We start from the raw sequence: 22,542 nt of genomic DNA, 5'->3' as shown, positions 1-22,542 counted from the left end.
GTACCCTGTTCGGTGACGCGCGGCTGTTTCATGGGGCGCTTCTAGGCCGGGGGGCGGGCATGGCTAACATCGGCCGAAAGCACATCAAGGAGGACGCAGGATGACGGTGGTGGCAGAGACTTTGCGAATGTCGACACTGCAGCGGCTCGGCGCGTCCGCGCCCTTGGTGCAGTTGGCGATGGGCGAGTGCCTCCATGAAGCGTTCCGCACGGTCTGCCTGGGGCCTCCGTTCCTCGCGTACCACGGTGCCCGTGCACCTGACGGGCCGCCATGGGTTCCACTGTGGGATTGCAGCAGCCGGGTCACTGGCGTGCGCGCGCATCTGGGTGGCCTGGAGTTCATCGAGTTCAGCGTGGAAGACCCTCGCGCGTTCGAGCGGATCGCGTTGACGGAGCAAGGCTTCTGGCTGACCCGCTTCGACGCGCTGTATGAAAACGATGTGCCCGAGGACGTTCTGCGCGAGGCCGCACGGCTGGTCGGGTTCCGGTGCCTGGATGAGCATCTGGCCGCGAGGGACGAAGCCGAGGAGCGGCTGGGCACCTTCAGTGACCACCGCCTGTGGCTGCAAGGCCTCGTGGCGGGCATCGATCGACAGGCCAGCGAGGCCTGACCCCAGTGTTCCCACGAAACCCGTCCCTTCGTTGGTGCATCACCCTCGCATCAGCTTTCATGCTCCACATGCCCGCACACCCCGCTGAGGCCGAACCTGCAGGTGACACGACGTCCGCACAAGCACAGATCGCGTTCTTCGATGCCCTGGAGCGCGGTCGCCTCCGCGAGGTCGAGGCATTTCTTGCGCGGGGCTTTGGTGTCAACGATGTGCAGGGCTACGGTTTCAACCTCGGCGACTCGCCGTTGATGAAGGCCGCACAGCAAGGCAACGCGCAGATGGTGAAGTTGCTGCTGCGTCGCCGAGCCGATGTGAACTACCGCAACGCCAACGACGGCGAGACGGCGCTGCTGCGCGCAGCCAAGTTCGCGGGCTCCGGCGGCATCAGCGACACGCACGCCATCGACCACCGCCAGACCCTGGCGCTGCTGCTGAAGGCGGGCGCGAACCCCGACACGCCCGATCGCAACAGCGGCCTTCCGTTGTTCTTCGCGCGCACGACCTGGGTCATCCGGGCGCTGCTGGCTGCGGGCGCGGACCCCAACGCCGCGAGCTCGAACCCGCCGCTGATCGAGCATGCGCACGACCCGACGCGCGTGCGGCTGTTGCTCGCCGCCGGTGCCCGTCCTGATGTGCGCGATGCGCAGGGTGCGTCGGCGCTGGCGATGGCAGCGGAGAAGGGCAGCCTGGAAAGCGTCCGGCAGCTTTTGGCGGCCATGGCGCCGGATGCAGTGCGGGGCACCGATGCCGATGGGCACAACGCGCTCGATGCAGCGGCCAGGGGCGGCGATGCGGGGATCGTTCGCCTGCTGCTGGCGCAGGGCCTGCCGGCGACCGAGCGCGCCGTGCGCGCAGCGGCGACGCAGGGGCATCTGCAGGCCGCCCGCCTGCTGCACCGGGCCATGGACCCGCCGCAGTGGCCGTCCCTCGAAGCGGGGGCACCGGCCGAGGCGCGGGTCTACCTGCTGATCCTGCAGCAGAAGCCGCAAGACGCGTTGGCCGCCTACCGCGCCTTCGAAACCGTCGCGTGCGGACGCATGACCCCGTTGGCGTCCGCGGTCGATGCCGGCAACGTGGAGGCCGTGCGGGCCTTGCTGGCCCTGGGCGTCGACGTGAACCACCAGACCCCCGCGCCGCTGCGCAGCGAGCTGGTGCCGCAGCCGCACACCTCGTCGGGGCTGCCTCGCCTGGTCCATGTGCTGCCGCCTCCTTGTAACGACGCTTCGCTCGCGCCGCAGGCAGGTTCACCGACTTTGCCGCAGGCCGCGCTGCCTGTCGGCCGGTTGCCGTTCGCACCCGCGCCCGGCAATGAAAGCGCCTTGCCGCCGGCCGGGTTCTGGACAGACAACGCCCTGATGCGCGCGGTGGCGCGCAACCACCTCGAGATCGCGCGGCTGCTGGTGGCGGCAGGTGCCGATCCGGCGCTGCGAAGCCACTACCCGCCGCACGCATCGGCGCAGACATGGCTGCAGGCGCACCCGCCATCGCATGGCGCGTCGCTGGCCGCATGGAAGAAATTGCTGAAGCCGAGTCGACCCTGAGATGCAAACCCTGTCGCTCGATATCCGAGGTTGGCTTTGGTAGATTCCGCCACTCCGACCTCCACCGACAGGAGCGCTTCATGAGTACACAAAAAGAATTGCATCGCGGCCGCCTGATCGACCACATCGGACTGGTCGTTCGCGACCTGGCGGCCAGCAAGGCCTTCTGCAGCGCCGTCTTCGAAGCGCTGAAGATCCCGATGGGCGGCTCCGACGAACACAACTTCTGGGCCGATGAACTCTTCGTCTCGGCGCCCGGCAGCGAGGAAGTGCAGGGCGCGCTGACCGGACGCCATCACATCGCGTTCCAGGCGCAAGACCGGCCCATGGTGGATGCCTTCTACAAGGCTGCGTTGGCGCACGGCGGGCGGGACAACGGCCCGCCAGGTGAGCGCCTCTACCACCCGGGCTACTACGCGGCGTTCGTGCTGGACCCGGACGGCAACAACATCGAGGCCGTGTTTCACGGCGTGGCCGATCGGAGTGCGGCTTCGGTGCGGATCAGGTTTTGACTGCTCGCGGTGCTTCGTCAAAGTGACTGCAACTACCGACGTGGGGCGGTTCGTCTTGTCCGAATGGCGGCGACGCCAAAGCGAAACGACCTCAGCTGCTGATCGTGACCCCCGTCTGTTTGACAACCGATTTCCAGCGTGCAATTTCTTCGTTCAAGAACTTGGAAAATTCCTGAGGCCCTCGGGGCATGGGGTCTACGAAAGAGCTTCCCAGCTTGGCTTTGACTTCAGGCAGATCCAGCACCTTGTCGATGGCTGCGTTCAACTGTTGCAGCGAGCCTGCGGGGACCTTGGAAGGTGCCATCACGCCATACCAGGCACTTCCCTCAACACCTGGAACGCTTTCGGAGAAGGTCTGCACGGCGGGCAGTTTCGGATGCCGCGTAGCGCTGGCGATGGCAAGTACCTTCAGCCGCTTCGCTTCGATGTGCGGCATGCAGGCGGGCACGGAGTTGATCACCATGGGAATCTGTCCACCGACGGCATCGGTCAAGGCGAGGCTGCCGCCCTTGTAGGGCACATGCACCAGTTCCATCCCGGTCTTGAGCTTCAGCGTCTCGTACAGCAGGTGGGGTACAGACCCCTGGCCTGGTGTGCCCACACCGAATTGGCGGACCTGATCACGCGGGAGCGCCAGCAATTCTCGAAGGGAGTTGGCTGGAAGCGAAGGGTGCGCCACCAACAGTTGCGGCGAAGATCCCACGAGCGTCAGTGGCGCGAAATCGCTGACTGGATCGAACGAGAGCTTGGGCTGCACCGCCGCATTCGTAGCGTGCGCAGCGTCGGCAAGGAACAACGTATATCCATCCGCAGCACTCTTGGCCACAGCATCCGTGCCGATCAGTCCAGCGGCACCCGCCTTGTTGTCCACAACGACATTCCATCCGGCCGTTTCAGTCAGCTTTTGCGCGATCAGGCGCCCGACAAAATCGGAACCGCCTCCGGGGCCATACGGCACGATCAAGCGAATGGGGCGATTGGGAAAGCCATTGGCCAATGCCTTGCCACTCACCAGAGCGGTGGTCATCAAGAAGGTGGAGGCGATGAATTCACGGCGGCAGAGGTACGGCATGGTCAAACTCCTATTTGGCAATCACTGTGTTCGATGGGATGTGCGTTTTCGCGAGGACTCGTTCAGGCAAGCAGCGATTGCGCGGCACGCCGGAATCCGGCCGCTGCGGTACTCACGGCGTTCGCGTCGATGTGACGGTGCGTGACAAGGCGGATCCGCCGCACGCCCCACGGCCGGATCAGGACCCCGTTTTTTTCGAGCGCCTCAGCCCAGGCGGCGCTGTCTGCGACGGCCTCGGGCAGGTCGACGAAGACGATGTTCGTCGCCGGCGTGCTGACAACGACCGACTCGGGCAACACGCCCTGCAATGCTTCACTCAGAAGCGATGCCAACGCATGATCCTGGGCCAGCCGGCCGGCCATCGTTGCGACCGCATCCAGGCCTGCTGCAGCAACCACGCCAGTCTGGCGTTGTGTGCCCCCGAGCATCTTGCGCAACCGCTTGGCATGGACGATCGTGTCAGACGGCCCAGCGAGTACTGCGCCCGCAGGCGCACTGAGGCCCTTGGAAAGACAGATGGACACCGTGTCGGCATGGCATGCGATCGCGGCGGGATCGACATTCAGCGCCGCAGCTGCATTGAAGAGCCGGGCGCCATCGAGGTGTACGCGCACCCCGGCGCGCCGAGAGGCGTTCCAAACTGCCTCCATGTGATCAAGCGGAAGCACGGCCCCGCCCGCGTTGACGTGCGTGGTTTCCATGCAGACCAGTTCTGTGCGCAACGCGCCGGATGGCTTGAGCGCCAACGTCAGCTGCTCGAGGTCCATCGCACCGGCGACGCCAGGAATACCGGTGTAGGTCACGCCGCCGAACAAGGGGCCTCCGCGCTCCGAGACGAGCATGTGCGCAGATGCCTCCAGCACCACCTGCGACTGGCGCTCAGCCTGCGTCAGTACCGCCAGGAGATTTCCCATCGTGGCAGTCGGCACGTACAGACCGGACGCCTTGCCCAGCGTCTTGGCAACCAGTACCTCGAGCGCGCGCGCGGTAGGGTCACCGTCCAGGCCGTCGTCTCCTAGCGCGGCCGTTCGCATGCGGTCGTACATCGCCGGTGTGGGCAGTGTCACGGTGTCGCTGCGCAGATCCACCATGGGCGCACCCAGGTACGGGCTGCGCGGCAACTGCGGGTCAACAACTTGCGTGGTCTTGTCTGGCATGGACGCAAGTATTCTTTCTGGCGCCTGATACTGCAAATGCGTATCTCGGAGTGCCTCATACAATATTGATATGAGCAGTCGCCGAATGACCTTGAAGCATATTGAGGCGTTTCGTGTCGTCATGCAGACCGGTTCGATGACCGAAGCATCACGACGGCTTCACACGTCGCAGCCCCAGGTGAGCCGTCTCGTTTCTCAGCTGGAGGCGATTACGGGCTTTCCGCTTTTTGAGCGCAGTGGCACCCGTCTGGTGTCTTCGCTGGACGGGAAGCGCTTCTTCCAGGAAGTCGAGAAGACATTCGCCGGCCTGCAAAGCCTGGAGTCCGCGGCTTCAAACATTCGCACGTTCGGTGGCGATCGCCTTGCCGTCGCAGCCATGGCGCGAATCGCTGGGGGCATCCTCAGTGACGCGGTCGCCGGCTTCAAGCGCAACCACCCCGAGACGCTGGTCACCATTCACTCAGGAGCGGCCACCACCGTCAACACCTGGGTGACTTCGGGCTTGTGCGATCTGGGCCTTGCCATCCTGTATGGCGATGATCCACCAGGCATGCAGGTCGAGTCACTGTTCAGCATGGACTGCGTCGCGCTGCTCCCCCGCAACCACCGTCTGGCGCGGGCCAAGTTCGTCCGGGCATCGGACCTCGACGGCGAGGCCTTCATCTCGTTCCCACTGGGCAGCGGCCCCAGGGAGCGCGTCGATCAGGTGTTGGCTGCCGCGGGTGTGAGAACCCGCACGGTGCTGGAGTCCGACTTGGGCACCTCCGTATGTTCACTGGTTGCTGCGGGTCTGGGCGTGAGCGTGATCAATCCGCTGGCAGCGCTTGAGGAGCAGCGCAATTTCGACTTCGAGGTGCGAACGTTCAAACCCGCAATAGCGGTGCGCCTTGCGATCCTGCTTGCGCCCGATGCTCCTGGTTCCCGGCTTGCGTCGGCGTTCAAGGATGTCGTGCGCGGCGTCATCGAAACTGAACTGGATCACATTCGCCCGTACCGCAGCTGAGCGCAGCGACGGTTCGCTGCGCTGTCGCATGCCGAGTCGCCGGGGGGCAATCAGCGCTCCTCCCATTTCCGGCCATCGAAAACGAAGAAGGGACCACGCCACCCGCGCGCCCCTTCCCCACAACTCACAGCTTCGGCGTGTACTTCACCGTGAACAGCACATTGCGCGGATCGCCGTAGTTGTTGTTCCCGTTGGCCTCGCTGTAGGCCGGGATGTAGTAGCGCTTGTCGAAGACGTTGTTGATGTTGACGGCCAGCGCCACCTCCGGCGTCAGCTGGTAGGCCAGGCGTGCGCTCCACACGGCGAAGCCGGGCACCTTGTACGTGCGGTCGTAGCCCAGCGTGTGGCTCTGGATGCTGAAGCCGCCGCCCACGCTGAGCCGGCTCCAGTCACCGGGCAGCTGGTAATTCGTCCACACGCGCAGCATGTGCTTGGGTGTCCACTGGCTGAAGACCTGGCCCTTGTTGTCCGGGTCTTCGAGGAACTTGGTGGTGTTGTAGGTGTAGCCCGCCGTGAGCTGCAGCCGCGGCGCGACCTCGCCGCTGACCTCGGCCTCGAAGCCCTGGCTGCGCACCTTGCCCGACGACTTGGAGCAGTACCAGCCGTCGCAGGCAAAGCCGCCGTCGCGGTCGGTCACGGCGCGGTTGGTGTGGTTGTAGCGGAACACGGCCAGCGAGGTGTTCAGGCGGCCGTCCATCAGTTCGCCCTTGAGGCCCACCTCGTAGTTGCTGCCGATGATGGGCTTGAGCCCCTCGCCCGAGACGGTGCGCTCGGTCTGCGGCTCGAACACGTCGGTGTAGCTCGCGTAGGCCGACCATTGCTTGTTGAGCGCGAACACGAGGCCGACGTACGGCGTCACTTCGCCCGACGTGCTGACGGTGCTCGTGAAGCCCGCGGACTGGCTCGAATAGAGGTAGTCGTACCAGCTCAGGCGCGCGCCGACGATGGCCGTGAGCGGCTCGGCCAGCTGGGCCCGCCAGCTGCCGTAGATGCCCTTTTGCCGCACGTCGTAGTGCGTGTGGCTCTTCCCGCCGCCCGCCGCCATGATGGTGTCGTAGTTCTGCGCCGGGCGGTTGTGGTCGATGGCGAAGATGTTGCCGCCGCCGCTGAACCGGCGCGCATACCGGTCGGTCGACTCGAACTTCGAGTAGTTGGCGCCGATGGTCAGGTCGTGCTGCATCGACAGCGCGTCGAAGCGCCCGCGCAGGTAGACGTCGAAGCCGAGCTTGCGCGAATCGAAGCGGGTGTCCCAGTCGGCGAAGTTCAGCCCGCTGCCGTCGGCTTGCACGTCGCCGTGCATGCGCTGGTGCTGCGCGCTGTTCTTCTCGTTCATGCCGAGCGCGGAGAACTTCAGCTTCCAGTTGTCGTTGAAGCGGTGCTCGGCGTCGACATACACGGTGGTCTGCTCGACGTCGCTGTGGTTCCACAGGGCGCCGGTGAACACGGAGCGCGGCAGGCCGATGTCGGTGCCGTCCGGGTAGCGCGGAAAACCGCGCAGCATCGGACGCCCCTTGGCGTGCGAGTGGCTCACGCCGAAACCGACGGTGGTGTCGGGCGAAATGTCGTAGTCGATGGCACCGTAGAGCGAGCGCGTCTTGCGCCACACGTAGTCGGTGAACGAGTGGCTGCGGTCTTCGTCGACCACCACGCGGCCGCGCAGCGTGCCTTCGGCATTGAGCGGACCGCCGGCGTCGAGTTGCGCGCCGTAGTGGTCCCACGAGCCCGCCTTGCCGGTGAGCGTGAGCGTCTTCTCGGGCTGGCCGCGCTTGCGCACGAGGTTGATCGCGCCGCCCGGGCTGCCCGTGCCCTGCAGCAGGCCCGAGGCGCCGCGCAGCACTTCCACGCGGTCGAAGAACACCGTGTCTTCGGTGGCCCAGTTGCCCAGCGAGTACATGTTGCGCGGCACGGGCACGCCGTCGTACTGCCAGGCGTCGATCTGGAAGCCGCGCGACGTGAGGACCATGCCCGGTCCCACGCCCTTGACGCCCACCACGCCCGTGACGTTGTTGACCGCATCGCGTAGGTCGACGAGGCCCTGGTCGTCCATGCGCTGGCGCGTGATCACGCTGACCGACTGGGGAATGTCCTTGAGCGCCTGCTCGCCCTTGCCGAGCGTCAGCGCGCGCGCCGTGTACGAGCGCGTGCCTTCGGTGGTGGCGCTGCGTTCGGCCTCGGCCGTGACGGTGACCGGTGCGAGCGTGGTGCTGCCGTCGGCGCCGGTGTCTGCAGGGCCGCCGATGCTCGAGCGGCGCAGCGCATACGCGCCGCCCGCACCGCCCGCCGCCTCGAGGCCCGAGCCGGCCAACAGCCGCGCGAAGCCTTCGCCCACGGCGTGCTGGCCCTGCAGGCCGGGCGAGCGCTTGCCCTGCGCGAGGGCAGGCGGAATCGTGATGCTCACACCGGCAGAGGCGGCGAAGCTCGACAGCGCCTCGTCGAGCGGGCCGGGTGCGATGTTGTAGGCCTTGCGTGCTTCGGCTTGTGCGGCTGGTGCGTTGGGCAAACCCGGTGTCTGCGCGGCGACCGTCCCCGCGGCGGCGCACGCCATGGCGAACAACGCGCCATGCACGGCGAGCGACAGCGCACGCAACGAGACGGCGTCGGAATTAAGGGGGGACGGTCGGCGACGGGCCATGGATTTCTCTCTCTCCTGCAAGGGTGTGAAGTTGCTGTTCCTCAAGGCTTCACACGCGAGGAAAAAAAAGGGGACAGGCCGCGACAGAAAAAATCGCAGCGGCCGAAATCGCTGCCGGCACCCGATGCCTCAACCGCCCGGCGCCACCACCGTGACCCAGTAGCGCGTGCGAAAGAGCACGTCCACCGGCAAGGCCTGCGGCAGGCTGTCGAGCACCGGGCCCGTGTCGCGCAGCTGGAACACGCCCGACACGCGCAGGTCGGCCACCGCCGGATCGCAACGCAGCACGCCGGGCCGGTAGCGGCCCAGCTCGGCGAGGAAGTCGTGCAGCCGCATGTTCCTGGCGCGCAGGACACCGCGCGACCAATCGTCGGCATCGGGCGCTGCTGCCGTGATCTCGCCGACGGCCGCCGAAGAGAACATGGCCTGCTCGCCGGCACGCACCACCGCCACCAGGCTGCGTGCGTGGTCGGGGCGAACCTCGACCGCGCCGTCGAGCACCGTCAGATGGCTGCGATCGCCTTCGTGCTGCCGGACCACGAAACGCGTGCCCAGCGCACGCAGGCGCCCCTGCGCGGTCTCGACGATGAAGGGGCGGTAGGCGGCGTCGGAAGAGGGCACGGCATCGGGTGCCGTCTCGATGAGTATTTCGCCCGCATGCAGCCGCACCAGGCGCTGCGTCGTGCCGTAGGCCACGTCGATGGCCGTCGCGGTGTTGAGCTGGATGCGCGTGCCGTCGGCAAGTCGCAGTTCGCGGCGTTCGCCCGTGGCGGTGCGGTGGTCGGCCAGCCATTCGCGCGCTGGCGACGCACGCCACGCCAGCCAACCGGCGGGCGCCGCAGTCAGCAGCACGGCGAGTGCCTTGGCGGCGGTGCGGCGGTCGCTTCGCACCGCTCGGCCCAGCACCGGCATCGACAGCGCGCCCGGCAGCGTGCCGAACTTGCCGCTGACTTGCTCGGCGCGCTGCCAGGCCGCTTCGTGCGCGGGGTCGGCTGCCCGCCAGCGCGTCCATTGCGTGCGATCGGCCGCCGTGGCCTCGCCCGACTGCAACAGAACGAACCACTGCGCCGCCTGAAAGGCGACGGCCTTGTCGACCACGACCGCCATCGTGCGTTGCACCGTCACGCGGCAAGCAGGATGCAGCGGGCCATGGCCTCGGCCATGTAGCGCTTGACGGTGCGCTCGCTCACGCCCAGCTTCGCAGCGATCTCCGCATAGCCGAGTCCTTCGAGCTGTGCCATCAGGAAGGCCTGGCGCACCGGCGGCGCCAGGCCGTCGAGCATCGCGTCGATCTCCTGCAGGGTTTCGAGAATGATCGCCTGCTGCTCGGGCGAGGGCGCCAGCGGTTCGGGCAACGCGCTCAAAGCATCGAGGTAGGCCTGCTCCAGCGAACGCCGGCGGTACAGGTTGGCCAGCAGCCGCTTGGCAACGACCGTCAGGTAGGCACGTGGCTCCCGCAATTGCCAGTCGCACTGCTTCTCGGGCGTGTGGTCTGGCGCGGTGAGGATGCGCAGGAAGGTGTCTTGTGCGAGGTCTGCAGCGTCGAAGGCATTGCCGAGCTTCCTGCGCAACCAGCCCTGCAGCCACCCGTGGTGCTCGCTATAGAGGGTGTGGATGTGCGGGTGCAGAGCGGGATCGGCGGCCATGGCGGACGTAGTGCGGAGGCCAGGCCATCCAAATAAGAATTATTCTCATTGTATGACGACTGTGCACCAATGGCTACGTTCGGGGCTGCTGCACCAGTTGAAGCTCGTTGCCGGCGGGGTCGCGCAATGTGGCGAGGATGCCACCCCAGGACTGCGGCTCGGGGTGGCCGCTGAAGGCCACGCCGAGTGAAGAGAGTTCTGCGTACTTCGACTGGATGTCTTCCACGTCGAAAGACAGGCCTGTGAAGCGACCGACCAGTGCTTGGTCTTCTGGCGGGGCATCTGCTTCGACACACTCGACGACAAGGCTGATTGGCCCTGCGTCGAATACGCAAAAGCCCTGTTTGCGTCCGTCGGCCTTCAGGGGCAGGCCGAGGGTGTCTTCATAGAAGCGGGAGGCGAGGGCGAGGTCCTGGACGAAGATGCGGGCGGTGTGAAGCTGCATGGTGCCTCCTGGTGGAACTGCTCGACGAAAAGGGAACGCGTCGTTGGCCATTCGCACCTCCGTGCGCCAAAGGTCTGCATTCTTGGCGCCGATCGCGCGTGCTACTTTTTCGCAAGAAACGCTGCAACCAACGCATTCGCATGCCCGTGACCCATCTGGTGCTGGGTCTTGAGCTGGCTCACGAGCTCCATGTGCTTGAGGGGACCCGCAGCCTGAAGAATGCCCATCCAATGTGCGATCGGCTGGCCGTAGGTCTTCTCGATGGAGGGGAAGTACGAGGCGGGTCCTTTTACCTTGGCGGTCTCGGTCATGGGCAGTTCTTTCGCAGGTGGAGAGTGAGGTTCGTGCAACGGTAGGAGGGCATTCTTACAGCTGCCAGCTCCTGTTGCTGGCATTGGGCTGGATCAGGTCCCACATGTTCCCGCACAGGTCCTTGAACACCGCCACGACCCCGTGTGGCTGTTCCTCTGGCGGGCGAACGAATTCGACGCCTGCGGCCTTGTACTTTTCGTAGTCGCGCCAGAAGTCGTCCGTGTACAGGAACAGGAACACGCGGCCGCCAGCCTGGTCGCCGATGGCGCGTTGCTGTTCTGGCGCCGACGCTTGCGCCAGGAGAAGGCACGCCCCTGTTCCGCCCTGCGGCTTGACCACGACCCATCGCTTTCCTTGCGCAGGCACGGGCGTGTCTTCGACGAGTTCGAAGCCCAGCGTGCCGACGAAGAATTCGAGCGCCTTGTCGTAGTCGGGGACCACGAGGGACACCAGGCCAAGTGATTGATGCATGGGGTGCGATCGCAAAAATCAGCGATGGTAAATCGCCGGGCCACCGCGCGCGAGGACTGGACTCAGTCCGCCGAGCGCCGCATGCGGAACTCGCCGCCTTCGTACAGCACGAGCGCGACCACCTTGCCCTCGGCGTCGCGCTCGAACTGCAGTTGGCTGCGCGCGTTCTCGTAGGCGAAGCGATCGGTTCGATCCGCCATCGGGAAGACGGGCCTGCGTTCCCAGTTGCCCGAACGCACGCCGAGCTGGCCGCCCTCGACCTTCACGTCGAAATCGAGGTTACGCCGCAAGGTCCGGGCGAGGTGGTAGCGGCCTGCGTAGTCCGCCTCGAGATCAGGCGCCACGACCGCCACGGCCGGCGCGGCCTTGTCGGTGCGCGTGGCCCGCAGGCGACCGCCGCCCTGCGTGATGTCCACGCGGGCCAGCGCGCCGTTCTCGCGGGCGAAGACGTAGACCGCGCCCACCTCGGTGTCGATGAAGGTGTCGTTGCCTGCCGGCCGCAGTGGCCGGTAACCGCCCGCGCTGGCGCGGCGGTACAGGTTGCCGTTTTGCGGCACGAAGGTGAAGGCCATGTTTCGGTCGACCTGGTACACGCCCGCGTACGTGGCCAATGACGCGGCATCGAGCGTGACAGGCGACAGGGCCACCGGATACCGGCTGGCCGCGAGGGCAGTGAAGACCCGCCCCGGCTGCGCATGCGCGCTGCTGGCGAGCACCACCACGGACTCTTGTGTATCGGGCGCCATCATCCACAGCGCGCGGAAGCCGCCGGTGATGCCGGAGTGGAAGTAGGTGCGCTTGCCTGGCGGCCCGCGCATCATCACGGCGTAGCCGATCTCGCTTTCGCGGTAGCGGCCCAGCGGCGTGAGCAGGCGTTCGACGGCGGGGCCGAGCGGGCCGCTGCGGCCGGCCATCAAGGCGCGGCTGAAGATCAGCAGGTCGGAGGGTGTGGAGCGCAACGCACCTGCGGAGGCCAGGGCATCGAAGTCCCACAGCGGGGCGGCGGCCTTGTGGTTGAAGGCCGGGGCCACGCGCGCGGCCTTGTCGCCGAGGTCTTGCACCGTGTCTTGCATGCCGAGCGGGCCGGTGATGTGCTCGTGCACCAGCTGCTGCCAAGGCTTGCCGTAGCGCTCGCTGAGCACCAGGCCCACCACCCCCAGGCCGAAGTTGCTGTACGCCGCCGCACAGGGCGGCGCGGCGGTCATGGGCTGGTTGGACAACGCTGCCAGCAAGCGGCGGCGGCTGAATCTCGAAAAGGGATCGCCCGAAGCGTAGCCCTCGAAGTCCGGTGGGTCCCACGGCAGGCAGGCGCTGTGCGTGATGAGCTGGCGCAGCGTGATGGCGGCGACTGCCGGCGAGAGCCCGGCCTTGCCCTCGAGCAGCGCGCCCAGGTTGTCGTCCAGCGCCAGATCGCCGCGCTCCACGCTCTGCGCCAGCAGCAGGCCGGTGAAGACCTTGCTGATCGAGCCGATCTCGTAGAGCGGCTGGGCATTGGCGTCGACTGCATCTGCCGCATCGCCATTGGGCGGAATGGCCCCGCCGTCGTTCTGCAGAAAGGCAAAGCGTGCCTGACCCGCGTGCAACACGCCGACCGAGGCCGAGCCGCGTTCATCGCGCAGTGCCATGCGCGCCAACTCGGCGGGGTCGGTCGCGAAGCTGGGGGGCTGTGCCCATGCGGTGCCGAAGGCCAGCAGGCCCGAAAGCAGCAGCGCGCCGCAACGCAGCGCGAACCCCAGGGTGTCAGAAGCCTTCTTCTTCATGCGCGAGTCCTTCGCCATTCCTGCATGGCAGTGTTCAGCCGGCCCGGAAGTCCGTGTTCGGCACGCTCACCAGAAACCCGACGCCGCAGTCATCGAGGCCTGTCGCGAGTCTCGCATTGCCGCCCATGCTGTGCGCGGCCTGCTGCACGATGGACGGCGCAAGAGGGGGCCTGAGCCGACATACAGCTTCAACCGAGCTTCTTGAGCAGGCTGACGTATCCGCACTGCTTGTAGCCGAGGCCTTCATAGAATTTCCTCGCGGGAACTGATTCGCCGGTTTGAAGATTCGCACTCATGAAGCCGCGCGCTTGAAGGTGCTCCTCGAAGCCCCGCATGAGCTTCGCGCCGAATCCTTGCCCTTGGTAACGTTCATGGATGCACATCTCTTTGATGTGAAAAACCCAGCCTTGCACCCAACGCTCGCCCCAGCCCAGAACAAGGCCAATGGCTTCTCCATGCATTGACAAGCCCATGCCTTGAAACGCGGGTGATTGCGCAAAACTTGTAAGCCGCTCAGCAGCTACTGCCTCCGTCCAGCCGTCATTCCAAGGGGGTGCATTGAAAACTGAGCGATACAGTGGCACGAACTCGGAAATGTTCTCCAGAGAAAGTGATGTGATGCTTTCCATTCGATGAGGGGCGGTTGCGAGTGGCTAGGTTGAACAAGGTACGTCGGAAGGTCCGCTTCTGGTCGGCTCTAAGCAAGCGAGCCAGTCGCAGGCTTGGTTCCGATCAAGACAGGCTGATAGAACGCGGCGTCGAGTCGCTTCACATTCTCGAAGCCCGCCTCTCGCATCAGCTCGCAAAGACGGTCGACCGAGACTGCGTAATACCTGGAGCGCATGACATGGGTCTTCACCAGACCGGTAGTCAGTTCGTCTTCGAGGACGAAGAAGGCAAAGTCGTAGTGGTCGTCGTCGAAATCCCAAACCTGGAACAGCACGTACCGCTTGCCGTCCTCAACCCGCGCGCCATAGTGCTTGACCAGGTTCGTCCCGCGCTCTTCCTTGTCGTAGTCCCTGACCGTGATGACGCATCCGCCGCCGGGGCGCAAGCACGCGAGGAACTGGCGCAACGCAAGCAGCAGGTCCTCGTCGGTCAGCAGGTGAGGGACCGAGTTGTCGCACGAAATGACGAGGTCGTATCCGGTACCGTGGTCCTGGTGGGCCGTGCGCATGTCTGCGACCTTGAAGTCGATGGCCAAGCCACGAAGGTCTGCTTCGCGTCGCGCACGCTCGATTTCCCTGCTCGACAAGTCTGACCCGACGACGGAGTAGCCCCGCCCGGCAAGCGCGAGAGTCTGGGTGCCGATGCCGCAGGAGACGTTGAGTACCGTGCGATGTCCGGGCCATTCTGATTGGATGACGTTGTCGAGCTGCTCGCCCTGCCGCCGGATGCTGTTGCTCCAGTCGGGGAACATCAGGTGATACAGCGGGGCGAGGTCGTCGTAGAAGTCCATCGGTTAACGTCAGGCTGCGAAAGGGCATCGCTGGTTTGCAAGTGGTCGGCCCGGTGAAGGTCTGGTCTTGGCCTGGCGCTGTCAGCCTGTGGGGGGCGCAGCTTCAATTCAGACGACCTCGCCGGGGTGATGCTGATCGATAGTATCGAGCGCGCCTTCCAAGACGCCGTCGTGAGCGAGCCCGAAGCGGCCGGTGGGGTCGCGATGAGACGGGGCAGCGCAACGGTGTGCACTGGCAGCGTCCTCTCGGCGGCAGGGCCGGGCGTCAGAGGGCGCGGGAAGCTGGCCAAAGTTCTTGCTTGTTCACGTTCGGGTACCAAGCTTCAAACTGGCTGCGCCAACCTTCAAGCGGTTCTGGCAACGGCCTGCGAGGGTCTTCGCTCAGTGAATAAGCCATGCCTTCGATGAACCACGTTGGAGTGAACAGCAGTGCATGCAGGCTTCCAATGTTTTCCATCTGTACGTGATGGATGAGTTCGTGTCTTACGAAGAATGGTTGCCATCCCCTTGGGCCAATAACGACCCCGGAGGTGCCCACGTGGTATGCCCCTTGGTGAGTGAACCCGAAACTCTCGGCACAAGCCGACTGCGAACAGAACACGAATCGCGGAACGCTCGCAACTCGATCAACGCGGTTGGATACAAAACTCAATGCCTCAGCCCTCAGGGCAAGTGCTTCAGGCATTTTCGCCATGTCATCTATGCAGACGTTGTTGTCAGTGCATGTCAGGCCAACGAGTTGAGGCGCCAGCACACGGATGGGCTTGAAGGCGGCCCAGGTAATTGCCGGCAACGATGCAGCGACTGCGAGGACGATGACAGGTAGACGAAGACGCATGTTGAGTTCCTTGAGGTCCAACTCGATTACCAACGAGTGGGCGTGACGTGTTCTTCGGCCAATTTTTTCGTTGTTCGGGAGTCTACTTTTGGCTGAAGCTGTGTGCATGGACTGTCGGAAAAATGAGCTCTTCTGGCTGAGCCAAGTCGGACTTAGCAGATGTACAGGAGCAGAGCCTCGCCAGCCGAACAGGTGGTGTTGTAGAACTGGCGCAAGGCTTCGTAGTGATGGCACACGTATTGACGGTCAAGGTCTTCGCCAGTCCACCCCGGGTAGATTTCTGCGGCCTTGGCACGGTCTGCATCGAAACGGCTCCACAGCGTCGATGCGTCTATGGAGTTCAGCGCGTTGGCCGTCGCGCGCACCTCGTCAGGCCGTAGGTATCGGAAGGGGCCGTAGCCAGCATCTGTATCGGCAAGCGCCTCGCCCCCGAGTACGGCCATGGCAAAGGGACCTTCGCCTCCCCATGCCTCTCCTGTCAGGAGAAAGTGGATCAGATGCCAAGACTTGTCCAGATCGAAGCTGATCGGAGGCTCCGGAAACTCGCCATCGTCCGGGTACGCCAGTTCCGCAGCAAGGGCAGGCTCGTTGATGAGCGCGGTGAGTTGGTCGGGGGAGATTCGAAGGTAGCTGCCGATCATCGACATTGGTGGTCTCCTGAAAATGAATCCCTGAAGTGGGCCGACGAGGCCTCCCGAATTCTTCTTGGTCGCGGGTGATCGCCCTTGGCCATGATCTGGCGTTGACGGGATGCCTGACGACGGCCCTTCACGATGCCGCCGCGCACCCCTCAGGCTTGAACACCCGCGTGGTCGATGCCGGAAACTTTTCAAGCTTGGCCGCTGGCCGCGATGGGCGCGGGACCAACTCTCCGCCGCAGTTCGGGCACGTGCCTGCCAAGCGTTGGTTCGCGCAATCACTGCAGAACGTGCACTCGAAAGAACAGATGCGGGCATCGGCCGAATCCGGCGGCAAGTCTCGGTCGCAGCATTCACACCCGGGGCGCATTTGGAGCATGGCGAAACCTCAGAGAGAGTTTGTCGGTTGAGCTTAAACGAGGGCAAGGTGGTCGATGGTGGAAGTCAGTCCGTCGACCCAACAGGGCCGAGCGCAAGGCTCATCGGCTGCACCATCAGATTCGAGTGTTCCCGCAGTGGCTCCAGCGCGCCATCGGGGCAGAAGCCGCAAGCTGCGTACAGGCGCGTCGCCGGCGTATCTCCGGCAGTGACGCCCAAACGAATGCGGTTCACTCCCACGCTCTCAGCCCAAGAAACCGCCTCCTTGAGCAAAGCGCGACCGGCCCCCATTCCTCGCGATGCAGGATCGACCCACATCTGGAAAAGGTCGGCGACAGCCGGTTCATCGCTGGACAACTTGCACCAGATCAGACCGCATGCGTGGTCGCGATTGAATGCGAAAAGGACACGATCCTTCCCGGACGACGTAGCCGCAGCAATTCGAGCGGACCACATCGCGTCGGTTCTCGTGGCCTCTGCTTCATGCGTACTTCCGAAGGCGTCCGGGGAGTCGAGCAGCGCCCGCAGGCGCATGTCCCGGTAGGTCTTCCATTCATCTGATTTCGCGGGTTGCACTGAGATCAAAAAATCACCTTCTGGTTGAGAGTTGAGGGACTGAACTCGCGATCAGTGCTTCAACCAAATTCTGCCCGTCGACCCGCCTCATCGAGACGGCGCGACCGGCCAACGAACCAAAAAACAATGCGTGGCGTTGGCGCTCTCGTGGGCAAACCCATGACGCGCGTAAAGCTCGCCAACCGGATTCCACTTCAGATGCTCCAGTCGCACCGCTTGGTGGTCTCGGTCAGCTTGCTCCAGCACATGGCGAAGCACCGCTGAACCAATGCCGGCGCGCTGAAAGGCCGGCAAGACGTAGAACTCGCCAATCCGGCGGTGATCATCGACCGCCCATGTGGCGATCGTGCCGACCGGCGTTGCACCCTTGAGAATGACCGACCACGGGCGTTCTCGCCATCGGCTCCGATGCAGGTTTCTCTGGAAATCGTCGTCCCATCCCCACCGCGCTGCAACGTAGGGGCCGAGTGCCTGTCGCTTGGCATCGAACGCAAATTCGACATCCGAGTCGAGGGCGGCGCGCAGGGTTGGGTTCATCGAAGCTCGCTGGTCCCCATTCACAGACGGATGTCGCGACGCATGCGGTTCAAGCGGCTGCTCATGATCCACGCAACCACCGGCCCGATCACCATGCCAGCCAGGCAGCTCCACACAACGACGTGACTCTTGAGTTCCAGCAGCCAGGTGAGAGCCGGGTACTGGGTGGTCACGGCGTCCGAGAAGCTCCACCAATAGGAGGCGCCGCGTCCGGGCCCCGTGCGGTGTTTGGTTCCGTCCAGCCAGTAGGCGGCCAGCGGTGCGAGGCCCAGATAGGCAAACATCGCGGCCCATGGGCCGAGCACGATAGTGCCCAGGAAGACGTCGATGAAACGGGAGCGCATCGATTTACCGCTCGCGTACTCGCCGCCAGATCAGGTCCGCCGCCTCGCTTGCACTCACCAGCGCCGAGTCGATGACCAGACGGCTCGTGTCCCAGGCCTCGTACTCATGCCCAAGCACAGCCTCCCAGCTCGGCAACGAAAAGCCCGCAATGTCGGCTTCCCGGTTCTCCACCCGCCTGCGATGTTCAACGACGTCTGAGCACACGACTTCAACCTCCACCAGATGCGATGACGTCTCTGCCGCCACGGCCCGCCACGCCTCACGCGTGACCGACAGCGGGTTGACGCAATCAGCGACGACGGACATGCCGAGCGCAAGGTTGGACCGAGCCAGCGCGTAGGTCACGACGTAGCCCGCCGGGCCCACGCCGTCAGCGCGCCCGCTCGCGGTCTTCAGCGCATGCTCGATGGCGTCGATGCGCAGGTATACAGAGGGAACGCACGCCACGAGCTCGCGCGCGATGGTGGTCTTGCCTGTGCCGGGCAGTCCGCTCAGGACGATCAGGGCTCGATGTTCCGAAGTCGATCTCATGGAAAGGGAAGGGGATGGCGTCTGCGAAGGGCCGTTCGTCGGCGATCGTACCCACCGTTCGGTCATGCGGGCCCGTCGACCCGTCAGATCAGCGGCACCGTCGCTTCCTTCAGCACCCGCAGCACGAAGTGCGACTTGCTGTGGCGAATGCCGGGGATCTTGTAGAGCTTCTCGCGCAGCAGCCGCTCGTAGTCGCGCGTGTCGCGCACGGCGATGCGGATGTAGTAGTCGTAGTCGCCCGACACGAGGTAGGCCTCCTGGATCTCGGGAATGGTGGCGAGGGTGCGGCCGAAGTCGTACAGGGTTTCGTCGGTGTGGCTCTCGAGGGTGACCTGCACGATCACCGAGTCGTGGTAGCCCAGCTTGGCCGGGTCGACGTCGACGGTGTAGCGCTTGATGACGCCCGAGGCCTCGAGTTTCTTGATGCGCGTCCAGCAGCTGGTGGGCGACAGGCCGACCTCGTTGCCGATCTCCTGCAGGGTCTTGCGCGAGTCGAGCAGCAGCACCCGCAGGATCGCCAGATCGGTCTTGTCGAAAGATCCTTCGATGTCTGACGATGTTTGGCGATTGGTTTTCATGTTTCGAGCTTAAACAGCCAAAAGAAAGAAGCAAATTCTGCCTCAAGAGCGGAAGAATTGACGGCATGCGACTGCTCGACCTTCCCCCCACATCCTCGCCCTCCCTCTCGCCGGCCATGCCCGAGACCCCACCCCGCGTGCGCAACGGCGCCGAAGCGCTGCTCGACACGCTGGTCGCGTGCGGCGTCGACACGATCTTCGGCTACCCCGGCGGCGCGGCGCTGCCGCTGTACGACGCGCTGCACGGCGAACCCCGGCTGCGCCATGTGCTGGTGCGCCACGAACAGGCGGCGGTGCATGCGGCCGAGGGCTATGCGCGCAGCACGGGCCGCGTGGGCGTGGTGCTGGTCACCTCGGGGCCGGGCGTGGGCAACACGATCACGGGGCTGCTCGACGCGATGAGCGATTCGGTGCCGGTGCTGTGCATCAGCGGGCAGGTGTCGACGGCGGTGATCGGCACGCAGGCTTTCCAGGAAAGCGACGCGCTGGGCATGTCGCGCCCGGTGACCAAGTGGAACCGGCAGGTGCGCGCGGCCGACGACGTGCCCGCGCTGGTGCGCCGCGCACTCGACATCGCCACCACCGGCCGCCCCGGCCCGGTGCTGCTCGACGTGCCGAAGGACATCCAGCTGATGCGCCTCACGCACGGCGCCGCACCGGCCCCGCTGCGCGCGCTGCGCACGGGCCGCGCGCCGCTGCCGCCGCGGGCGATGCTGCAGCGCGCCGCCGACCTGATCTCGACCGCGCGCCGGCCGGTGCTCTACGGCGGCGGCGGGCTCATCAACTCGGGGCCGACGGCCTGCGAGGCGTTCACGCAGCTCGTGCACCGGCTGCACGCGCCGTGCACGCTCACGCTGATGGGGCTGGGCGCGTTCCCGGCGTCGGACCCGAAGTTCGTCGGCATGCTGGGCATGCACGGCATGCTCGAAGCCAACCTCGCGATGCACGAGGCCGACCTGGTGGTGTGCGTGGGCGCGCGTTTCGACGACCGCGTGACGGGCAAGCTCGACGAGTTCTGCCCGCACGCCCGCAAGATCCACATCGACATCGACCCCGGCAGCATCAACAAGGTGGTGCACGTCGACGTGCCGATGGTGGGCGACTGCGGCGCCATCGTCGAAGCGCTGTTGGGGCTGCTGCCGGACGAGTTTGCGCCCGAGCGGCTGGCGCCGTGGTGGGCGCGCATCGAGCGCTGGCGTGCCGAAGACTGCCTGGCCTTCACACCATCAACCGAAGAGATCCTGCCGCAGCAACTCATGTCGTCGCTGCAGCGGGCCATCGCGGGCCGCGACGCGATCGTCTCGACCGATGTGGGCCAGCACCAGATGTGGGCCGCGCAGTACCTGCGCTTCGACAGCCCGCGCCACTGGCTCACCTCGGGCGGCGCCGGCACCATGGGCTACGGACTGCCCGCGGCCATCGGCGCGCAGATCGGCCACCCCGATGCGCTCACGGTGTGCGTGAGTGGCGACGCGTCGGTGCTGATGAACATCCAGGAGCTGTCGACTGCCATGCAGCACGGCACTGCCGTCAAGCTGGTGCTGAGCAACAACGGCTACATGGGCATGGTGCGCCAGTGGCAGGAGTTGAACCACGGCAACCGCCTGAGCCACAGCTGGAACGAGGCGCTGCCCGACTTCGTGGCGTTGGCCAAGGCCTTTGGCTGGGGGGCGCGACGCGTGTCCGATCCGGCGGAGCTGGAAGAGGCGCTGGCCGAATGCCTGGAGAGCGAAGGGCCGTTCTTTCTGGACGTGCAGGTGGCGGCGCAGGAGAACTGCTTCCCGATGATGCCGTCGGGGTGCGGGCACCACCGGGTGATGCTGGCGAAGGACAGGTGGTACGAGGGGGAGTGAGGGCGCGTTGGCCCGAGGCCTGCGGTCTTGTCCCCTCTCCCTTTGGGAGAGGGCCAGGGTGAGGGCAGGGGCCTGACACGCGGCGACGCGCTCGGCGCACGTCGCCGCAGCACGCCTCAGGGCGTCCGAACCGGCGTGACCTTGCGGATCAACTGGCCGAAGGTGTCGGCGACATACAGCGTGCCCGCTGCGTTGATCGTGAGCCCTTGCGGCTGATTGAACCTGGCAGCATCGCCGATGCCGTCTTGGCTACCCGTACGACCCTCTTTGCCGGCGAGCGTGGAGACCACCCCTGCCGGTGTGATCCTGCGCAACAGGCTGCTCCCGAAATCGGCCACGTAGACATTGCCGTCCGCATCGACAGCGACGCCGCGGGGATCGGAGAAGGTCGCGGAGTTCCCGGGTCCATCGGTGGCGCCGGGCGTCCCCGTCCCTGCAAGGGTCGTGACCACGCCAGTGGGGGTGATCTTGCGAATTCGATGGTTGCTGCTGTCGGCGACGTAGAGGTTGCCTGACGCGTCGATGGCAATGTTGTAGCCGAGCCCGAATTTCGCGGCGCTTCCCGTGCCGTCGGCAAAGCCCCGCGGGCTGCTGCCGGCCAGCGTGGTGACATCGCCGGTGGGGGAGATCTTGCGAACGACGCCGCCGTAGTACTCCAGAACGTACAGATTGCCGGCAGCATCCACGGCCACCGAGATGGGCGTGTTGAAGGTGGCGGCGGTTCCGTTGCCATCGGTCGTGGTGTTGGTGCCATTGCCCGCCACCGTGGTCACATCGGCCGCCGGTGTGACCTTGCGGATTCGATGGCCTTGGGCGTCCGCGACGAAGGCGGTGTCGGTCGCGTCCACGGTGAAGCCGGTGAGGTCCTTGAACGAAGCGTTGAGGCCGTTGCCGTCCACCGACGCCGGGTTTCCGTTGCCGGCAAACGTGGTGACGTCGGCCTCGGGCGAAATCTTGCGCAAGAGGTTGTTCGACCAGTCGCCGACGAGCAGACCCCCATTCTTGGTGAGGGCGATGCCGTAAGGGAGGTCGAACGATGCGGCCGTACCCTTGCCGTCGGCAGTGCCCGAGGTGCCGGTGCCGGCGAGCGTCTCGACCTTGGCCGCCGCGGCCGAGCAGGCCACCGTCACGTCGCTCACGTCGGCCGAGGCCTTGCCGGTGTCCTTGGTGACGGTACAGACCTGCCACAGGGGTTGCGTACGGATGCTGACCTTGTAGTCCGAGCCCTCGACCAGGGTCGTTGCAAAGGTGAACTTGCCATCGGCCGACAGCTGGAGGTCGTCGCCGGCATTGTTTTGCAGCACCAGGCGGCCTTCAAGGCCGGTGACCGTGCCGCCGATGGAATGCTTCACGACGGGCGGCACTGTCGCCGGAGGGGGCGGTGCGACCATCGGCAGAAAAGTACCGCCACCTCCACCCCCGCCGCACGATGCCACCAACATGACCGCACCGGCCACGGCGCCGATTCGCGCGACCGAACTTGCTTGACTGAAAAGCATCTTGACCCCTCTTTATGGTTGTAGGACTCAACAAAAAGAAGCCCCCTGTCGACGGGCGTGCAGGGGGTTTCCAAATGTCAATCATTGTTAAAAAAAGTGTCTTTCGATATCCCCAGAACTTGGTATTTTTCGCGGTCGGCCCTCTCTTC

At 65.3% G+C, this 22,542-nt stretch carries 25 protein-coding genes; 5 read left to right on the top strand and 20 right to left on the bottom strand.

The genetic code is table 11. From position 1 onward, the window contains the following. Positions 1 to 100 precede the first annotated feature (100 nt). From AC07Q9_RS14290 to AC07Q9_RS14280, 3 genes are all read left to right on the top strand, one after another. The gene (locus AC07Q9_RS14290; protein WP_495310227.1) at positions 101 to 610 is read left to right on the top strand and encodes a hypothetical protein; all 510 of its coding nucleotides are present in this window, start codon (positions 101 to 103) and stop codon (positions 608 to 610) included. A 59-nt stretch (positions 611 to 669) separates the two neighbouring features. After that, positions 670 to 2,151, top strand: a complete 1,482-nt coding sequence (locus tag AC07Q9_RS14285; RefSeq protein WP_495310225.1) for an ankyrin repeat domain-containing protein — start codon at positions 670 to 672, stop codon at positions 2,149 to 2,151. Between the two features lie 80 nt (positions 2,152 to 2,231). Then, positions 2,232 to 2,663, top strand: coding sequence for a VOC family protein (locus AC07Q9_RS14280; RefSeq protein WP_495310224.1), 432 nt, complete (start codon positions 2,232 to 2,234; stop codon positions 2,661 to 2,663). Positions 2,664 to 2,754: 91 nt separating this feature from the next. On the opposite strand, the gene AC07Q9_RS14275 is transcribed toward AC07Q9_RS14280, so the two are convergent. Both AC07Q9_RS14275 and AC07Q9_RS14270 read right to left on the bottom strand, forming a co-directional pair. Continuing rightward, on the bottom strand, positions 2,755 to 3,735 hold the full coding sequence (locus tag AC07Q9_RS14275; protein WP_495310222.1) for a tripartite tricarboxylate transporter substrate binding protein: 981 nt from the start codon (positions 3,733 to 3,735) through the stop codon (positions 2,755 to 2,757). 62 nt (positions 3,736 to 3,797) lie between these two features. Next, positions 3,798 to 4,892 carry a threonine aldolase family protein gene (locus AC07Q9_RS14270; protein ID WP_495310220.1) on the bottom strand — a complete coding sequence of 365 codons (1,095 nt, stop codon included), beginning with the start codon at positions 4,890 to 4,892 and terminating at the stop codon, positions 3,798 to 3,800. An 85-nt stretch (positions 4,893 to 4,977) separates the two neighbouring features. On the opposite strand from AC07Q9_RS14270, the gene AC07Q9_RS14265 reads away from it, so the two are divergent. Beyond that, entirely contained in the window at positions 4,978 to 5,895 is a 918-nt protein-coding gene (locus tag AC07Q9_RS14265) for a LysR substrate-binding domain-containing protein (RefSeq protein ID WP_495310218.1), read from the top strand. A 124-nt stretch (positions 5,896 to 6,019) separates the two neighbouring features. Here the strand turns inward: AC07Q9_RS14265 and AC07Q9_RS14260 are convergent, their stop codons facing one another. The 17 genes from AC07Q9_RS14260 to AC07Q9_RS14180 all read right to left on the bottom strand — a co-directional run bounded on the left by AC07Q9_RS14260 (position 6,020) and on the right by AC07Q9_RS14180 (position 19,041). Beyond that, the gene (locus tag AC07Q9_RS14260; RefSeq protein ID WP_495310217.1) at positions 6,020 to 8,527 is read right to left on the bottom strand and encodes a TonB-dependent siderophore receptor; all 2,508 of its coding nucleotides are present in this window, start codon (positions 8,525 to 8,527) and stop codon (positions 6,020 to 6,022) included. A 129-nt stretch (positions 8,528 to 8,656) separates the two neighbouring features. Continuing rightward, the gene (locus AC07Q9_RS14255; RefSeq protein ID WP_495310216.1) at positions 8,657 to 9,652 is read right to left on the bottom strand and encodes a FecR domain-containing protein; all 996 of its coding nucleotides are present in this window, start codon (positions 9,650 to 9,652) and stop codon (positions 8,657 to 8,659) included. Further along, positions 9,649 to 10,173: a sigma-70 family RNA polymerase sigma factor gene (locus tag AC07Q9_RS14250; RefSeq protein ID WP_495310215.1), complete on the bottom strand. Its 525-nt coding sequence runs from the start codon at positions 10,171 to 10,173 to the stop codon at positions 9,649 to 9,651. The genes AC07Q9_RS14255 and AC07Q9_RS14250 overlap by 4 nt, the downstream gene beginning before the upstream one ends. A 73-nt stretch (positions 10,174 to 10,246) precedes the next feature. Continuing rightward, positions 10,247 to 10,618 carry a VOC family protein gene (locus tag AC07Q9_RS14245; RefSeq protein ID WP_495310214.1) on the bottom strand — a complete coding sequence of 124 codons (372 nt, stop codon included), beginning with the start codon at positions 10,616 to 10,618 and terminating at the stop codon, positions 10,247 to 10,249. 101 nt (positions 10,619 to 10,719) lie between these two features. After that, complete coding sequence (locus AC07Q9_RS14240; protein WP_495310212.1) at positions 10,720 to 10,929, bottom strand: DUF4287 domain-containing protein; 210 nt, start codon at positions 10,927 to 10,929, stop codon at positions 10,720 to 10,722. Between the two features lie 55 nt (positions 10,930 to 10,984). After that, positions 10,985 to 11,401 (bottom strand): VOC family protein, encoded by a 417-nt coding sequence (locus AC07Q9_RS14235; RefSeq protein WP_062480009.1) that lies wholly within the window; start codon positions 11,399 to 11,401, stop codon positions 10,985 to 10,987. 62 nt (positions 11,402 to 11,463) lie between these two features. Further along, positions 11,464 to 13,161, bottom strand: coding sequence for a serine hydrolase domain-containing protein (locus AC07Q9_RS14230; RefSeq protein ID WP_495310209.1), 1,698 nt, complete (start codon positions 13,159 to 13,161; stop codon positions 11,464 to 11,466). A 188-nt stretch (positions 13,162 to 13,349) separates the two neighbouring features. Continuing rightward, positions 13,350 to 13,790: a GNAT family N-acetyltransferase gene (locus tag AC07Q9_RS14225; RefSeq protein ID WP_495310207.1), complete on the bottom strand. Its 441-nt coding sequence runs from the start codon at positions 13,788 to 13,790 to the stop codon at positions 13,350 to 13,352. A gap of 68 nt (positions 13,791 to 13,858) precedes the next feature. Further along, a complete protein-coding gene (locus tag AC07Q9_RS14220; RefSeq protein ID WP_495310205.1) occupies positions 13,859 to 14,620 on the bottom strand; it encodes a class I SAM-dependent methyltransferase in 762 nt (253 codons plus the stop codon). Between the two features lie 265 nt (positions 14,621 to 14,885). Then, the gene (locus tag AC07Q9_RS14215) at positions 14,886 to 15,479 is read right to left on the bottom strand and encodes a hypothetical protein (protein WP_495310203.1); all 594 of its coding nucleotides are present in this window, start codon (positions 15,477 to 15,479) and stop codon (positions 14,886 to 14,888) included. 131 nt (positions 15,480 to 15,610) lie between these two features. Next, complete coding sequence (locus AC07Q9_RS14210; protein WP_495310201.1) at positions 15,611 to 16,105, bottom strand: YfbM family protein; 495 nt, start codon at positions 16,103 to 16,105, stop codon at positions 15,611 to 15,613. A gap of 121 nt (positions 16,106 to 16,226) precedes the next feature. Beyond that, complete coding sequence (locus AC07Q9_RS14205; RefSeq protein WP_082818251.1) at positions 16,227 to 16,475, bottom strand: DUF1272 domain-containing protein; 249 nt, start codon at positions 16,473 to 16,475, stop codon at positions 16,227 to 16,229. A 65-nt stretch (positions 16,476 to 16,540) separates the two neighbouring features. After that, positions 16,541 to 17,050, bottom strand: coding sequence for a GNAT family N-acetyltransferase (locus AC07Q9_RS14200; protein ID WP_495310793.1), 510 nt, complete (start codon positions 17,048 to 17,050; stop codon positions 16,541 to 16,543). Between the two features lie 87 nt (positions 17,051 to 17,137). After that, the gene (locus AC07Q9_RS14195; RefSeq protein ID WP_495310199.1) at positions 17,138 to 17,587 is read right to left on the bottom strand and encodes a GNAT family N-acetyltransferase; all 450 of its coding nucleotides are present in this window, start codon (positions 17,585 to 17,587) and stop codon (positions 17,138 to 17,140) included. A 20-nt stretch (positions 17,588 to 17,607) separates the two neighbouring features. Next, the gene (locus tag AC07Q9_RS14190) at positions 17,608 to 17,931 is read right to left on the bottom strand and encodes a hypothetical protein (RefSeq protein ID WP_495310197.1); all 324 of its coding nucleotides are present in this window, start codon (positions 17,929 to 17,931) and stop codon (positions 17,608 to 17,610) included. A 4-nt stretch (positions 17,932 to 17,935) separates the two neighbouring features. Then, positions 17,936 to 18,463, bottom strand: a complete 528-nt coding sequence (locus AC07Q9_RS14185) for a P-loop nucleotide/nucleoside kinase family protein (RefSeq protein WP_495310195.1) — start codon at positions 18,461 to 18,463, stop codon at positions 17,936 to 17,938. A gap of 83 nt (positions 18,464 to 18,546) precedes the next feature. Further along, positions 18,547 to 19,041, bottom strand: a complete 495-nt coding sequence (locus AC07Q9_RS14180) for an Lrp/AsnC family transcriptional regulator (RefSeq protein WP_495310192.1) — start codon at positions 19,039 to 19,041, stop codon at positions 18,547 to 18,549. Positions 19,042 to 19,106: 65 nt separating this feature from the next. On the opposite strand from AC07Q9_RS14180, the gene ilvB reads away from it, so the two are divergent. Continuing rightward, complete coding sequence (ilvB, locus tag AC07Q9_RS14175; RefSeq protein ID WP_495310191.1) at positions 19,107 to 20,894, top strand: biosynthetic-type acetolactate synthase large subunit; 1,788 nt, start codon at positions 19,107 to 19,109, stop codon at positions 20,892 to 20,894. A 116-nt stretch (positions 20,895 to 21,010) separates the two neighbouring features. On the opposite strand, the gene AC07Q9_RS14170 is transcribed toward ilvB, so the two are convergent. Further along, complete coding sequence (locus AC07Q9_RS14170; protein ID WP_495310189.1) at positions 21,011 to 22,246, bottom strand: NHL repeat-containing protein; 1,236 nt, start codon at positions 22,244 to 22,246, stop codon at positions 21,011 to 21,013. Between the last annotated feature and the right edge of the window lie 296 nt (positions 22,247 to 22,542).

The organism is Variovorax sp. GW821-FHT09A10 (assembly GCF_059418385.1).
The sequence above is the reverse complement of the archived record's forward strand: the minus strand, read 5'-3'. Positions and strand labels throughout refer to the sequence as shown.